This is a genomic window from Pseudoalteromonas xiamenensis (genome assembly GCF_017638925.1).
GTDB classification, from domain to species: domain Bacteria; phylum Pseudomonadota; class Gammaproteobacteria; order Enterobacterales; family Alteromonadaceae; genus Pseudoalteromonas; species Pseudoalteromonas xiamenensis.
In genome coordinates this window covers 746,479-764,062 of sequence record NZ_CP072135.1, presented here as the reverse complement: position 1 = coordinate 764,062, position 17,584 = coordinate 746,479, and the positions used below count along the sequence as shown (strand labels likewise).

Sequence of the window (17,584 nt, the reverse complement as noted above, 5' to 3'; positions counted from 1 at the left end):
AATACGGTAGGTGAATAACAATACAACGAAGTGTCAGTAGCATGTTCTTAGCGTTTACTTACACTTTAAACATTGCATATCTCGCAATCAGCGTTAACATGTTTCCCCAAACAACAACAACAATGAAATTCATGGAAGTCATTCAAGTTGGGGAATATAAGTTCGACGCACTAAATTCTTGTCTCTCAAAAGATGAACAAGTTATCCCGCTCGATCCCCGATTGCTTACTTTATTGACATTTTTTGTCGAAAACCCCAATCGCATTATCACGCGAGATGAGCTGCAGCTTGCGATTTGGCAAAACGTCATTGTGACGGACAATGCCATTAACAAGCTGGTTGCGAATTTGCGAAAACTATTTTGTGACGATGCGAAAAACCCTCAATATGTCAAAACCATCCCTAAGCAAGGTTACGTGTTTATCGCACAAATAAGCCCAGTCGAACCGAAGAAAGCGGCGTCAGAACAGACACGGGAAAAGACGGAAAATACAGATCAGGTGCAGCCTGTTTCGTCACGCACTCATACCCCCTACTTTGTCGCTTTTTTTGCTGTGATGATATTCGTCCTTGGCTATATTGCTTTGTATACCCCCTCTTCTTCCGTGTTTGGCGATAGTGCAGCACTTTCTCGCTTTTACGGTGGAAAAGGCTCCCCTATCGTGACGCAAGATGGCGAGACATTATTGTTTTTAAATCATCGCCAACAAGGTACCGGACTTTGGCAAACTGCGGTCAACGCAGGAAATGCAACATTGCCCAAAGAAATTAAAGGTCTGCCTGGTTTTGGCGAACTGCTGTTCGCCGATTCCAGTAAACTCATGTATCGCGTTAAGGCGCCAGAATGCGGTTGGTATGTAAGCGATTTGGATTTAAATGCAAGTACGGTTAGTCCAGAATCAACGTTGTTAACCTCCTGCAATTCGCTAAAGATTCATTGGTCTTTGTATTTGCCTACGCAAAACCGTCTCTTTGCATTAGGTCATGATAAACATCATGAACATCGCAATACGCTGTTTAGCGCAACAGTAGGTGAACCACTTCAAGCGCTGAACATCGAACTGAGCGATAAATGGCGGATGGTCAGTCTAGATACCTATAAAGACGCGAATAAACTGCTCATAACCACGATTTCAATTGATGGCAAAACCGCTGTTTTTGAATATCAAATCGACCAATCAATACTGACGCCTGTTGTTGAACTCGACTTTTTTAGTCATCACGTTATTTGGGATCAGGAGCGCGAAGGCCTTGTTTACACAACTCCGGCACCTGATAGCAAATTGATGAGAATGGACTTAACCAGTCGTGAGCAAACTTTACTGTCCTCCAGCAGTGAAAGGCTTTGCTGTACAATTGCGCGTCATCCAAATGGGGTAGATTACATTTACTTAAGTAGTGACAAAAACATCGATGTTAAGTGGTTGAAAACAAACTACTGGCTAGATAACAGCAGTGTCATCGATTCCAATCCCGCGCTTGCGCACACAAAAGAAGGTCACTATTTCTTATCGAATCGAGCCGGACTCACCCAACTGTACTTTCAATCACCCAATTCGCCCGCAACGCTGGTGCCATTGCTAGACGATTACTACATGATTGAAAAAATGGCGTTATCCAATAACGACGAATTCATTTTGCTGTCAGAAAGCCACCGACTTTTGCTGAGCAATTTAAACGAGCGTAACTCATTGCAATCCATCTTTTTAGATGGTTACATCGACCACATTCAATGGTTAACGAATACGTTGTTTTCAGTTTCTATGACCTATCAAAATCAGCGATATGTTGAGGTTTATAATTCTAACCTCCAACGGATTGCCCGCCTCGAAGCACCTTGGCGTCAGGTATTGGCCGATCCATCAAATGACAACTGGTATTATTTTGTTGATAGTAATAGGGATTTGTATCGTATGCCGACAGATCGTATTTTTACGACACCATCAGTTGATATTGGTGAATACGTTGGTCATTTACCTATGTACTCAAAACTGAAAGTGGACAACAATATTTTGTATTTAGTGTCTGAATTCGGTGAAACACTCAGTCGCTACACCGTAAGTGGGGATATCTTCCAGCCACTTTCCGAAGAGCCTTTAAATGCCTATCTCGGATTTGACGTAAAAGTGGACACGGTTATTTTCGCAGGGAAAGAAACCTTCCGAAGCCAAGTATATCGAACCGTCGCAAAGTAATGTTTTGTCCTTGAGGGATAGACTTTATGTGTCTATCCCAATTGTAATAAAATAAGTGGTTACCAGCGAAAAATGTAGTTAAGTTTGAGGGCTGTTTCGTCTGCTGTTTTTACACGCTCGTGCCATCCGTCTTCCATATCATAACCTTGGCTCAGTGTAAGCTGGTACAGTTCGTCTGGTTTACTTTGGTAACGAAGTCGCGTAAATACGGACAACGTATCGGATTGAGTATTGTGTTGCAGCAACGTGTTCCAAGACCAATCACTGTCGAAAGCGACATCCATTTTAAAACGTGTACCAAACATGTTTTCGCGCTGAGATTCTCGTTGGTAATAATAGTTTTGTCTGCTCAATTCAAAACTTAAATGCTTGTTCGGTTTATAGTTTAATGTGAACTCAAGATGTTTCATGTCACTGTCGTAAAATTCACCACGACTCACTCGAACATTACCGTATATCGGCTTACTCGAATCACTTCGATAATAGGCGTACCAACGAGAGAATCGAAATTCATCATCCATGAAAGTAATATTGCGGCCCATTTTAAATGGCGTTTTCAAGTTTTCTTTTCGCGTTTCGTGCTGTATGTAGAAAAGTGATGAATCCTTAAATTCCACTTGAAACGGTCTTAGTCGATACTCTTGGCTTAGGCGGTCGTTATTCGTGTCATCTGTCTGCCAATAAAAGACATTGGTTTGAAAGTAGTTAATATGGTCTGCAAGCCACCCGTTCGCTGGTCGGTAACGCAAGTGATTCACAAATTCATAGTATTGAACACCTTTGCGGTTCACAAAACCAAGTGCGGGGTCGAAATTATCACCAACGTAGCGATACTTAGCTCGGAAATAAACGGCATCATTTGGTAAGTAAAGCTGTACACCGTAGGCTTTCGTATCCTCGTCCTCATGTTGCTTTTCAGTTTTTTGATACCATCCATAGCCTTCGATACGTTGCTCATTAAAAATACTGCTTTCATAACGATAATCGACACCCCAAAGACCTGCATTTTCGCGGTTGTCCGCACTGCCCTGTGTCGTTATAAGGCCAACTTGATGGTGATCAGCAACCTGCTGGCTGACTCGGGCAACGCTTAATTGAGTGGTTTCGTCTTTGTCGCCATCACGTTGCTGATTTACTGATAAGACACCTACTCGCGTGTCACCAATCTGCCCTGTAAGTTTGGTGCCCCAGTTGATATCTAAAATTCCATCCGTTTTTCCCTGACCAATTCGACGCGAGTAAAAGGCCATTGCATTAGGATACCCATCATTGATCCCTCCAAAATTAAACACCTGACTGTCTTGCAGGAAAAAATCGCGTTTTTCGTCAAAATACTGCGCAAATCTCGACATGTTCATGTCGACCTCATCCACTTCCGTACCAGAAAAATCGGTGTTTACGGTCACAACGCCAGTTAGGCTAGGCGTTATTTTATAAAAAGCATCCAGTGAAGGGATCCATTCACTCTCAACATCATTTGACTTATACGCAAGCCCAGGTCGAAGCTCTACCCCAATGCCTTGTTCAAGCCCTTGTAGACCGGAAATAGGCGCAACTTGACCTGCCGTCCAACCATTTGCCTCTCCGTCATTTAAGTTCCAGTAAACTTGTTGGTAAGGCGAAGAGAGTTTATGCCGAAGTTGGATCCCCCACGTTTCAATGTTTTTTTCAAATGAAATGGATTGCATCGGAATCGCCATTTCAACTCGCCAACCGTCATCAAAAACCGCCGTTTTGGCGTACCATAAGGTCGACCATTGCCCAATATAATCGGTCCCATCTACCAATCCGTCTTCTTTCACTCCCGAGGGGCTAACATGAAATAAATAGGCGTCTCGTTTATCGTAATTTGTGTCTAACGTAATACCGAAATAATCTTCGTTCCACAGATCACTGCCTTGCGTCAGAACTCTATCCGTGATTGTGTTTCGTGGCTGATGAATCTCTGCAGCAACATAGAGAAAGTTTTCGTCATAACTCAAGTATGCCGTAACGGGGTAGATTGGCTTATCGCCCAATGAGGGTCTAAACACGACAAAGTCGGTAATTTGAACAGCGTCCTGCCACTCATTCGCCGAGAATTGTCCATCAATAACTGGTGCGACGCGCGTCTTTTTTAGGTTCAAATTCGCACGTGAAAAGGCGTAGCCCGTTGATGAAGTGTCTTTTATTTCATTTTCCAATTGCACCGATTCAGCCGCTAATGAGCAACTAGAAAGTATCGCTATACTGAGCAAAGAAAGTTGTTTTTTCATGTTCGCTTCCCATTTCAATCCAGACTTGATTGTGGATATGCAACGCCCAAAAGAGGTGATAAGACAGGGAAAAAAGGTGACAAAAAGGTGATTTTGAATGACAGAAAGGTGATTAGTCCTTTGATTTAAAAGAAAACACGTTTTTCAATTGAGAAATCACACATAAAGGACGGCAATTTAATCGGTCGGAGTACCGCAGGTGATAATTTACTATTCATGATCTAGATTTGCTTTAATGCGAACGATATTACTAGCCGCACTTTCTGCCACCTATTTTGACTCGCTAGTAAACTCGCTCGAAGTTTAAGCTACCTCCTTTTGCTGCAAACTACGTGTTTGATAATCAACACCAACTTAAGCAAACGAAACGAGACCAAAAACGAATTAAAACCTGCGATCTGAGAACATAAAAAAAGAGCGGCTAGGCCGCTCTTTCGTTATACCAATCTGGCCTGTCGTGGTTAACGCTTACCGCGTCTAAAGCCCAACAGGCTGAACAGACCAAACAACCACATGCCTAACGAACCGCCCGAGCGAGTGTCCGTCGGGTGCGGCTCAGGGTCTGGCGTCACCACGCTCGTCGGCGTCGCCTTCACCGTTAACGTGACCTGTTGAGTGACCGTATCAATGCCATCACTCACTCCAACCTCTAGTAGGACCTGTGTATCCGCGTTCACGCTCGGTGCACTCACGATAACCGTGTCACCACGCTCGTTGCTCAGCGTCACCGCTATCCCCTCCAGTTGACGCCATTGGTACGTCAGCCCATGACCGTCTGCGTCCGTCGCACTCGCCGTAATGCTCACCGTCTTCCCAGACTCCACACTGACGCTACCCTCGACGCTCAGGCTCGGCAGTTGGTTCACCAGTAGTAGCTCAACCGTTACCGTCTGCACACTTTCTGCTATTCCGTCACTGACCGTCACGTTGAACGTCAGTGTCGTGTTCGCCGTAATGTCTGGTGCCATGAAGCCCGTCACCGCCGTGTTCGCCTGTTCAAGCTCGACCGCCATACCCGATGTTTGCTGCCACAAGTAACTTAAGCTGTCACCATCAAGGTCTGAGCTGCTCGACGCATCCAAGACCACCTGCGTTTGCTCGTTCGCCGTCACGTTGGCGGTAACAACCGACGCCACAGGGGCGTGATTGACTCGCTGAACCGCAATCATGCCCGGGTCCGCTACCGCGCCATTGACCTGACCATCGTTGTCGTACTCTCCACCATCCACGATAACCAGTTGCATACACGTGTCACCGACGTTCAAACCACTGCGGTAGGCACTCGACTCCGCCGATGGACAGTTACCATCCGCGTCTTTTGGTGCCGACAACACGCGGTTCGTGCCATCGTCCACAAACTCGAACCAGCCACGTGCTTGACTGAACTTACGATACGTCGCGCCACTTGGGATACTCTGCCCTGCTGGCAGTGGCATCACCACCGGTAACGTACCGCCTGCTTGTAGGCCCGTCACTTGGAAGTCCACCAGATAACCCACGCCCTCATGGCCGCTGTCTCGTGCGCTTTCGCCAAGCAGAGCCACCAGTTCGTCTGGCGTTAAGCCCGCATCCGATGACGTTGAACCCTGTTGTTGAACCGTGTCACCAAGGCGCGACGTCAAACCCGCAGGCACTTGCAGCGCATCACCGTTGTTCGACAATGGAAGACGTGCGGTGTTGTCGTCCGCGTCGAGGTAATCTGGGATACCATCGCCGTCGCTGTCACCAAACCCTTCGTTCGCATCTACAATGCCATCACCATCGGTGTCCGTCGTCTCCGACAGCACTGGTGCAGCGTCAAGGACGCGGAAGCTCACGCTCGAGGTCGTACTTAAGGCCGGTGACGTGTTGGTTTCCGTCGCCGTCACATCAATGCTGATGAAGCCTGCTGCCAAGCTTGCTGGGTCAAGCGTCACACTGTTGCCCGAACCGAGAGTGCCAAGCGCGCCGCTGCTGTAGCTGATACTGTGGCTGTCGTTGGCGTTGACGTCGCTGACCGTCGCATTCACGGTTACGGCTCCGCCTGCAGGGTCAACCTGCGACACCAGCTTACCGCTTTGCTCTACGCTCAGCGTCAACGTGGGTGCTTTGTTTCCCGTCACCACGTTGATGGTCGCCGCCGTATTGCCGCCCAGTGACGCAACATCCGCGCCTAATAAGGTCACGTTTATCACATCACCGGTGACGAGGTTGGCTGGCACCGCCACCGCAATCGAAGCTTGCGTACCTTGCTCTATCTTCACGCTGTCTGTCGTGGCGGTTCCATTGATGTTCACTTCGTAGTTCACCGTCACAGGATAGCTCGGCGCCGTACCACTTAGCTGCACCGCAATGCGCGCCGCGCTGCCGCTTTCCGCGAGTTGGTCAATCCCTACGCTCACCTGCGGAAGCAGGTTCACCGTCATGGTCTGCTCGCCGCGATTGCCACTCGTATCCGTGGCGCTGACCACCACCGTATGCGTTCCAGCACGCAGCTGGCTGCCTCCGTCGAACACAACCGCGACCGTGCCATCCACCAAGTCACTCGCGCTCAACGTCAAGTCTTTACTGATGTCCGTCAGCACGCCACGCGCAGGTATAGTCAGATCTGTCGCGCCCGTTATCACCGGCGCTGTGGTATCCACCACCTGCACCAACTGGGTCGCGCTTGCGCTGTTGCCCGCCGCATCCACGGCCGTCCACGTCACAATGGTGTCACCAAGCGGATAAGGCCCTTTGTTGTCCACCGCCAGTTCAAACTTCCCGCTGTTATCCGTCACGACTGGCGTCGCAAGTGCAACCGGTGTCAGTGCCGCCGTGGCTTCCACGTTCACCGTCGCCAGTGCGCCACCGAACACCGGGGCTTCGCTGTCTACCGCAAGCGTCACGGTCACCGTTGACGTTGCCGTACCCGTGTTACCCGCTTTATCACGTGCAGTGAAGGTAACCGTGGTCACGCCAATTGAGAACACCGCTGGGGCGTCGTTACTCACCGTCAGGTCTCCGTCTACCGCATCCACGGCCGTGGCACCCGCCAAAAAGGCGCTGATAGCCACATCCGATGCAGGTAAACCACTGCTTGTTTCTGCGACAACAGTCACACCCGCAGGGGCATTGACCACTGGGGCCGTCGTGTCAGGTGGGGTGTTATCCACCACCGTCACTGTGCGAGTGGCCGTACCTTGGTTGCCTGCAGAATCGCGTACCACGTAATTCACGGTATACACGCCCACCGCTGCGCTGTTAACCGTGCCAGTCACCGTCACGTTGGACGTCACATCCCCGTCCACGTTATCCACCGCACTGAACCCCGGCTCAACAAAAGGACTGTTGAGCGGCAGTGCGACCGAGGCACCATTAGTGAGGGTAATAACCGGTGCATTGCGGTCAACGACCGTCACCGTTGCGCTGGCGGTGGCAACGTTGCCTGCCGTGTCCGTCGCGCTAAAGGTCACCGAGGTTGCGCCCAGCGGGAACACCGCTGGCGCATCGTTGCTCACCACAAGTACGCCATCCACCGCGTCGTTCGCCGTCGCGCCCGCAAGGAACGCTGCAACTTGAGTATTTGTCGCTGCTGTACCCGACGCATCTGTTGCCGCGACGTCAATATTGGCCGGTGCCGTAACCACCGGTGCTGCCGCGTCCTGTACCGTAACCGTGCGCGTCGCAATGGCCTCATTGCCCGCCACATCCGACACGCGGTACGTTAGGGTGTAGCTACCTAACTTGCTCGCGTCTACGCTGCCACTGACCGCAACCTTCCCAGTAACATCACCGTCGACATTATCCAGAGCGCTGAATCCAGGGTCGACAAACGTTTCACCAAGCCCCACGCGCGTCGCCGTACCACCCGTTAAGGTCAGAACTGGTTTGTCTTTATCAGACACCGTCACCGTGGCTTGCGCTGTCCCCGTATTGCCGCTCTTGTCTACCGCTGAGAAGGTCACCGACGTCACACCCAATGGGAACACCCGTGGGGCGTTGTGCGTGACCAACAACGCGCCGTCAACCGCATCAAGGGCACTTGCGCCTGTTAAGAATGCCGCAATCGTCGAGTCTGTGTCCGCCGTGCCTTCGGCGTCCGTCGCCGCCACATCAATATTGGCCGGTGCCGTAACCACTGGTGCTGCCGCATCTTGCACCGTCACACTGCGCGTCGCGAAGCTCTTATTGCCTGCCGCATCACTGACCGTGTAGCTTAAGGTGTAAACCCCCTTGACTTGAACATCCACCGCGCCTGTACGCACCACGTTGGCGGTAATATCACCATCCACGTTATCCTGTGCCGTATAGCCCGGCTCAACAAACGCCTCTCCGACGCTCAAGACCAGCGTATTGCCGTTACTTAATACAAGCTCCGGTTTCGTTTGGTCTGCCACCGTGACACTCGCGCGCGCCGTCCCCGTGTTACCTGCCCCATCCGTCACTCGGAAAGTTACTTGCGTCACACCCACTGGGAACACCGTCGGTGCATCATGGCTTATCTGCGCACTCAAGTTACCGTCCACGGTATCCAGTGCCGTCGCGCCAGCCAAGAAGGCAGCAATCGCCGAATCACTGGCCGCCGTGCCGTTCGCATCAACAGCTGCCACCACTAAATCACTCGGTGGCGTCACCACCGGTGCGCTGGCATCCTGTACGGACACACTGCGCGTCACACTCGTGGTGTTCCCCGCAGCATCACTCACCGTATACGTTACGGTGTACACACCCACCGCAGCACTATCCACTGTGCCACTGACCGTCACCTTATTCGAGATATCGCCATCAACATTGTCCACCGCACTGGCACCCAGTTCACTGTAGACCTCACCAACGGCAAGCGTTATCGCGTTGCTGCCGTTCAACGTCAGCACTGGCTTGGTTTGATCTGCAATCGTCAACACGGCCGTTTGACTTGCTTTGTTACCGCTTGAATCTACTGCCTCAAAGGTGATGGTGTTCGCTCCCAGCGGCAGCACCGCTGGCGCATCGTTAGTCACAGCAAGCACGCCATCCACTGCATCGTTCGCCGTGGCGCCCGCAAGAAAAGCTGCAACTTGAGTATTTGTCGCTACCGTACCCGACGCATCTGTTGCCGCTACTGTCGTCGCCACAGGTGCGGTGAGAACTGGTGCCGTCGTATCCACAACCGACACGGTACGCGTTGCCGTCGCGCTGTTTCCTGCCGCATCGCTCACCGTATACGTTAATGTGTAGCTACCCACTTTACCGGTGTTCACGCTGCCGCTAACAACCACGTTCGAAGAAATATCGCCATCAACGCTGTCGATTGCCGTAAACCCAAGCTCAGTGTATTGAGTACCAAAATTCAACGTTAGAGTGTCAGATCCATTCAGGGTTAACACGGGTGCCGTGCTGTCTTTCACATCAATGTTGAAGGCGCCCAAGTTCGTGGTTACCGTACCATCACTTACGCCAATTTGGATATTTGCAAAATTGCCAGCATCTGATTCACTTGGAATACCAGACAGTGTGCCCGTCGCAGAATCGAAACTAGCCCAAGTAGGCTTGTTCTGGATGCTGAACGTTAAGCTATCACCATCGATATCATTCGCCGTTGGAGTAAAGCTATAATTAACTCCTTGGTTGGCGGTCGTGGCTGGCGTGCCCGAAATTGTCGGCGCATCATTGACGTTGACCACGGTCAGTCCAAAGGTTGCTAAATCGGTTGATACTGTGCCGTCGTTGACGGAGATCAGGATACTGTTGTAAGTACCTACATTCGAGTTATCAGGAACACCTGAAAGTGTCCCAGTTACAGAATCAAAACTCGCCCAAGCAGGCTTGTTCTGAATGCTAAACGTCAGTGTGTCACCGTCTATATCGTTCGCCGATGGCGTAAAACTGTAAGCACTACCCTGATCCACAGACGTTGAAGGAGTACCAGTAATGGTTGGCGCATCATTGACGTTCACGACCGTAAGCGGGAAAGGCTCCAATGGTGTTGAAACCTTGCCGTCACTAACAGAAATAAACACGTCGTTGTAAAAACCAACATCTGAATTGCCTGGAGTACCAGAAATCTTGCCAGTCGATGAGTCAAAGCTCGCCCAGCTAGGCTTATTTTGAATACTAAATGTTAATGTATCCCCATCGATGTCATTTGCAGTAGGAGTAAAGCTGTATGCCGCGTCTTGTAACACGGTAATCGAGGGTTGACCTGAAATTGTTGGCGCATCGTTAACGTTGACCACTGTCAAGTTAAATGCAGGCATAGTCACCGTGTATTTGCCATCGCTGACCGAAATGATGATGTTGCTGTAGTTGCCCACATCACTATTTCTCGGCGTGCCACTCAATCGACCTGTGGTACTATCAAAACTCGCCCAATTCGGCTTATTCTGAACGCTGTAGGTCAGAGTATCGCCATTGCCATCATTGCCTATCGGTTGAAAGCTATAAGCGACATCTTGGTTGACTGAAGTTGCAGGCGTTCCGCTGATTGTTGGTGTTGCATTCTCAGTAAGGTGAACCAAAGCGCCACGATTACTATCCATAGTGTAAGAGCCAACCGTAACAATATCCCCGTTCGGCTTAAAGTCTATCGATTCAAAATCAAGACCGACGCTGAAATCAAACACTTGCACACCGCCAGAAGCAAAGCTTTCATCTGGTGTGCCATCGGCATTGAGGCGCTGTACGTAAGAAAAATCGTAGTTATCCGTACTTACCCAACCACCGAATACAAAACGACCAGCACTGTCCTTTTTAATATCTTTAACATAAAGAGATTGCCCAGCGCCAAATTTCAATGGATTGCCCGCATTGAAGTTGGAATCAATCACGCCATTGGCATCAAGATGAATTAGATAGTTAATCACCTCAGTACTGTTGCTTCCTCCATTCATGACCAACCATACCGTATCGCCTTCGAACATCGCGGTTTCATACTTGTTTGAGCCACTCATCAGCTCATTAGGCAAGGAGTATATTACTGAACCATTCGTGCCGAAGGTGGTATCCAACGTACCATCTGCGTTAACCCTCATCACCATCGAAGGTCTGTTGCCCGAGAGATATTTATTACCAACAAGCACAATGCGACCTTGACTGTCGATATCGAAAACCGTGGTATAGTCGTTAGTACCGATACCCGTAGCAGCAAATAAACCACTGTTGCCGAAGCTGGTGTCTGCGCTGCCATCCGCATTAAGACGCATCAGATTGAACTTATCACCAGCGACAAACATGCTACCATCAGCATTCAGTTTCAGTGCCGCAGGTCTCGTCCCCGTGACAACGAGCAGACCATTGGTGCCAAAGTTTGTATCAGGCTGACCATTCGCATTGAGTTTGTTAAGAAAGAATTGACCATTATTCCAACCTGGTTGCCCCAATAGCCAAATATTCCCAGCAACATCAAACTGCAAGTCTTTCAAATAGTCATCACTACCAACGTTAAGCAGATAAGTACCACTGGTAGCAAAACTGGTATCCAAGCTCCCATCAGCACTATAGCGGCGGACCGCAACGTCATTGCCTGTCGTTTTGCTGCTGTCTTTAACGTAACCAGCAACCAATGTACGACCTTCTGAATCGACCCTAACTAGCGTATAGTCTTCTGATATATCAAAAGGTAAGGTCAAGTCATCAGCACCAACCATCACCAAGCCGTCTTTCGCAAATGGTGTTGTGGTTTGGCCATTGGCATCGACTTTTATCCAACCCAGTTCGTCATTTCCTGTCACACTTTGATGGGAAAAGACGTTAAGTGCGCCTGTCGAATCAGCATGAATAAGCACTGGGTAGTTATTGGTATCCCCAGGTTCAAAATAGTAATTGCGAATACCACTCGTGCCAAAGCTGGTATCCAGCACACCGCTATCATTCAGTCCCACAATCGCCATATGAGATGTACTATTACCAGTAAAAACCTTACCCGCGAGTAAAATACGACCCTGGCTATTAACGCTGATCTGAGTCGAGGTATTGATCCCAACGCTGCCCTTTCCGCTGACATCTAAGCTATACAAGCCGCTATTGGCAAAGCTAGTGTCCAACGTTCCATCATTATTGTAGCGATACAGGTTAAAGACTTGAGTTGTATCTTGGTCGCTGATTTTTTCGGTCGTCGTTATTAAAATTCTGCCGTTTCCGTCAACAACGAGGTCGTATGCCTCATTCGTTTGAGTTGCTGAACGGCTCACATTTACTACGCCGTTTGTGCCGAAGTTAGCATCAAGGCTGCCGTTTTCGTTAAAGCGAAAAAGGCTTGATTTGAATGCAAGGTGTCCCGCTGCTAACAAAGCACCATCTACAGCGAAAGCCAGTGCATGAATACGGTCATCACTTTCTACGCCCAATAATTGATAACCGCTGCTGTTGAAACTGGTGTCGATGTTACCGCTGGCATCGAAACGAGCAACAAAGGCGTCGCGACCCGATTGAACTACCCAACCACCCAAGTAAACACGACCTTGCGCATCGCTCAGGATACTGCTCGGTTCAGGAGACTGACCATTTATCGATAAAGTCGCTTCGCCACTTACACCAAAACTGCTGTCTAAACTGCCATTTTCGGCTAAACGATAGAGTCGCATGTCTCTGTTGCTACTCGTGCCAGCAACCAAAATACGTCCTTGACTGTCCGTTGTTATGACCAAACCGAACAGACGATAATTGGCATTGCTTATTTGTACTTTGCCTCCGTTGCCAAAGGTCGTATCTAGGCTGTTATCGCTCAAACGACGTTCAATGTAGATTACGTCATTTTGCTCAGCACCAGGCACTTTGGTTCCAACCACCAAAATCCGACCTTGGGCGTCCACAACGACGCGATCAGATACTTCGGTATTGTCGAAACTAGCACTACCTTGGTCGAGTGCCACCACCTTAAACGATGACCCACCGAGCGTGATGTCAGGTTGAATCGCCGCAAGCGCCCCAGAACTTGCCAAAGCACTAAGTACCCCAGCGGCAACCAAACTGCGTATTGGGTGCTTTTTCAGCTTGTTTTTACCTTCAACATCAGCGAAGCGGTTGGCTACGTCCGAGTATAAATTTTTCATTACGACTCCATAAATCAATAAAGTGCGATTATTTCGATTCCGTTTGCCTTCACCCCGGTGGATCGGCCGAGGAATTTCTAGGCTCTGAACACTAAAAACGGATCCGCACAGCCAAACCCGCCAAAAAAAATTATTTTTTTGAAAAATACTTCGATTCACATTTAAAAACGGGATGTACAACACGAACGGCGAGGTATTTTTCAGGATGGAAACGAACTAGCAGGAAACTGTCCGTCTGTTGACTAACGTCGAATAAAGGTAAAAATTAAACGATGATTAAATGAACAATATGAAAAAGCATATTTTGCTTTCTTTAATGAACAACTTGATGCTAATTTCTAAGAACTCACCGAGTCGACTCAGTGACAAGCTAGTTCGAACATGAGATAATACCCTGATTATTTTTCAATCAACCGTTCCTCAATAGAGCTTAATGGTCGACGTTTACTTCGTCGAAACGGCTTCGAATGTCGGAAATCATGTCTGTTTAGTCAATATTAACGAGAGGTAGCCAAGTTATGGATACTCAACTTTCACCTGCTGACCTGATGGTAAGTCCGACGATTTACAGGGAACTTAAAGCGTGCGCAAATCGTATTTTGGCTAAATATGCCAACAACATCACCCTCCAGACGACTGAAATCGTGCACGAAGCCTGCGTAAAATTAATAGAAGCAGAGGGGCGCTATCAGAGTAAAGAACATCTGTTTCGCACCGCAGCCAAGGCAATGCGACATTTACTCATCGACTACGCTCGAGCCAAATCAGCCGATAAACGCGGTGGCAAGGCGATGAAGACGCAGTGGCTAGATGATTTACTCGGCGAAGACGACGAAAACGAAGGGTTACTGGCAGTAGAACAATGCTTCAAGCAAATTTGTACCGTTGGCGATCGTATGGAGTCGATAGTTGAACTTCATTATTTTGCAGGCTTTCCTCAGCAAAAGGTCGCTGACACACTCAGCCTAAGTTTACGGACCGTCGAACGGGAACTTACGTTTGCTCGCGCGTTTTTATATGACCGTCTAAGTAGAGGTAATAGTGCAGATTATGCTTGATCTCAAACGTGTTAAAGCATTGTTCGATGACTGTATTGACCTCGCCGTTGAGGAACGACAAACCTACCTAAAACAAAGTGGCTGTAGCGAGGAAGAACAACACGAAGTCTTACGTTTGCTGGCCCACTTAGACTCGACTAAAACAATCCATCTTGCGGGCCATGCACAACAAGTCATCGGCCAACACATTCGCGAACTAGGTCAACAATTGCAACCGGGGCAACTACTCGGCCCCTACCGCATAATTAAAGAAATTGGCGCCGGAGGCATGGGTGTAGTGTTTTTGGCTGAACGTGCCGACGGACAATACGAACAAACTGTCGCTATCAAACTTGCACCCGGTTTTTCCGCCGCAGACGATCTGCAGCATTTTTCAACTGAACGACAACTATTAGCCAAACTACAGCATCCCCATATCGCCATGTTGCTCGACGGTGGGATAACCGACGACCAGAGACCTTACCTCGTCATGGAGTACGTCGAAGGCCAGAATTTAACTGACTATTGCGCATCGAACCAACTATCACAGGATCAAAAACTAGAGCTGTTTTTGCGTGTGTGTGATGCAGTCAGCTACGCACATCAACGCTTGATAATCCACTGTGACCTCAAAGCTGAAAACATTTTGGTAAATCGAGAAGGTGTCGTCAAACTGCTCGATTTTGGTACGAGCAGAGTGTTGCAACACGGCCAAGATGATACGGACGTTGCTCGAATCATGGCCATGACACTGTCCTGTGCCAGCCCCGAGCAAATCCTCGGCGAGCCAACAACAACCGCCACTGATGTCTATGGCCTTGGAGCGCTGTTGTATCAACTGCTTACAGAGCGCTCGCCACACGCCGTTGACCGAGACATGATGGCCGCCACTCTCGAATCCATTTGCCGAGATAAACCCAGAGCACCTAGCGATTACCAAAGACGCATAAGTAAAGATCTCGACAACATTACGCTTAAAGCACTAGAAAAACTGCCTCTAGACAGATACCAAAGCGCTGCAGACCTTGCCCGAGACATTAAACGTTACCTGAGGGGACAAGCTGTATCGGCGACTCAGGCAACCCCATTGTATCTGCTTGGTAAATTACTTAAACGTCACCCCCTTGCCGCCGTATTGACCTCAGCCCTTGCCATCTCTATGACAACAGGACTCGTGGTAACGAATCGGCTGAACCAAACGTTGACTCAACAACGTAATGACTTGGTGATTTCCGGCCAAGAAGCGAAACGTCAGGCCAATGCCGCGATGCGTGTCACTAAATTGCTGATGGACGTGTTCTCCGGTGCTTCTCCTGAAAATGCAAAGGGTCGAACCATCAATGTCGATGACCTGTTAGCACAGGCAATAGAGACAACGCGCAATTCACTCCATGAAGAGCCTAAAGTAAAAGCACAACTACTTAGCTCCCTGGCCAAAGTTAGCGGCCTAATAGGTAAACCCAAAGATGCCTATGAGTTGCAACTCGAGGCGATTGCACTTGATGAGCGTCTAGGTGACCCAAACCCAGAACAAGGCACGCGCGCCCTGGCTGATTTAGCCAAGTATTACGATAGAGCTGGATCTTTGGATAATGCATGGCAAACAATTGAACAAGCCGAACTGCAACTAAGACCGAATGAAAATAGCGAACTTGCGATTGATATTACTTTCCGCAAGGGGCAGATCAAACTTGCATATGGCAAACCAGTTGAAGCGGCAGAATATTTCCAAAAGGCCTTTAACAACTGGCGGCTTTTGGAAAACAAGGATATTGAGCAAGGCATTCGAATTCAAAGTAGGCTCGCGATTTCCTATTACGACCAAGCCAATTTCGACGCGGCGGTTAACTTGAACCGCGAAATCGTCAAACAAAAACTCGCCTATTTCGGTGAACAGCATCCAAGTACACTCAATAGTTATAAAGATCTTGGTCAAGGGCTGATGCGTCTGAGTAAAATGCAAGATGCGAGGGACGTCCTAGAAAAGACATACCAACTCTCAAAGCGCATTTATTCACTGCAACATCCTGAATATCAATTTACTGCGCGCTTGTACAGTAGCCTACTTAGACGTATGGGCCATTACAGCCGTGCCATTGACATCATGACTGAAGCCATTAATGCAGGATCTCAAGAAGCTGTATCAAGCGCACGCTTGCTCAGCGACCGCGGTTATCTTTACCATATTGTCGGTATGACAGACAAAGCCTTTGAGGATCTCAACCAAGCGGCTCCACTGTTTACTGCAAATCTCCCGGACACTTCTTCTATCGCCTTTTGGGCACGTAGCCTCTACGGTGAATTGCTCGTTTACCAAGGCCGCAAAGAGGAAGGAATGGCACTCATTGAAAAAATTCGTAGCATGAATGCACAGCAATATGGCGAGGATGATTACGGCGTTGGTGGCGCGTATGAACGACTCGCAAAAATCGCGGTCAAAGAACGTCGTTTTGATGACGCAAAAGAAAATATATTCAAGGCAAGAGCCATTTTCGATCGCTTCTTTAAGCGCAGTGAAGGAACTCAACTCAGTTTGGATCAAGTCGAAATCGACCTTGCTTTTGCTAAGCAAGATTGGCCCGATGCTCTCAATAAACTCGAGGCATACCATGCCCGTATGTCGGAAATTTATCCTGAGCGGGTACCAATCCTCGCCTACATCGAGTCCGAACTTGGTGAAGCAAGATTTATGACGGGTGACACCTCAGGAATCGAGCTGATGCGCAGCAGCCTGAGCGAAGTAAAAGGTGAAGTACCGGAAGATTCTGGACTCTATCTTCAAATGCAGGACAGAGCTAACCGACTGAACTAGCAGACCTAAGTAACCTCAGCTTCGCATAAGTAATGCGTTTCTAGGTGCTATTTTTACTGACTTCTACGTTATTTTGGAGCGAAATAGCTCGCTATTCCAGCTCCAAAAATGCCTTGAATTTAGACAAAAATATCAAGCTAGAAATATAAAAAGATTGCTAAGTTATTGTCTTATTAAATTTTGCACTATTTCTTATACAAACCCGAGGTTAAGTAAGACGCCGCGCATCGCGGCGTTTTACTTTTGGCTAAAGCGAAGTGTGTATTCTTAGCGTAAGCAATATGTCTCGGTTCAT

At 48.7% G+C, this 17,584-nt stretch carries 5 protein-coding genes; 3 read left to right on the top strand and 2 right to left on the bottom strand.

What is annotated here, in order from left to right; all coding sequences use genetic code 11:
* Positions 1-122 precede the first annotated feature (122 nt).
* Entirely contained in the window at positions 123-2,195 is a 2,073-nt protein-coding gene (locus tag J5O05_RS21125) for a winged helix-turn-helix domain-containing protein (protein WP_208844898.1), read from the top strand.
* A gap of 59 nt (positions 2,196-2,254) precedes the next feature.
* Here J5O05_RS21125 and J5O05_RS21120 read toward each other — a convergent pair whose 3' ends face one another.
* Entirely contained in the window at positions 2,255-4,450 is a 2,196-nt protein-coding gene (locus tag J5O05_RS21120; RefSeq protein ID WP_208844897.1) for a carbohydrate binding family 9 domain-containing protein, read from the bottom strand.
* A 461-nt stretch (positions 4,451-4,911) separates the two neighbouring features.
* Complete coding sequence (locus J5O05_RS21115) at positions 4,912-13,440, bottom strand: immunoglobulin-like domain-containing protein (protein ID WP_208844896.1); 8,529 nt, start codon at positions 13,438-13,440, stop codon at positions 4,912-4,914.
* Between the two features lie 518 nt (positions 13,441-13,958).
* On the opposite strand from J5O05_RS21115, the gene J5O05_RS21110 reads away from it, so the two are divergent.
* Both J5O05_RS21110 and J5O05_RS21105 read left to right on the top strand, forming a co-directional pair.
* A complete protein-coding gene (locus tag J5O05_RS21110) occupies positions 13,959-14,498 on the top strand; it encodes an ECF-type sigma factor (RefSeq protein ID WP_208844895.1) in 540 nt (179 codons plus the stop codon).
* Complete coding sequence (locus J5O05_RS21105; protein WP_244370196.1) at positions 14,491-17,289, top strand: serine/threonine-protein kinase; 2,799 nt, start codon at positions 14,491-14,493, stop codon at positions 17,287-17,289. The genes J5O05_RS21110 and J5O05_RS21105 overlap by 8 nt, the downstream gene beginning before the upstream one ends.
* The last annotated feature ends 295 nt before the right edge of the window (positions 17,290-17,584 follow it).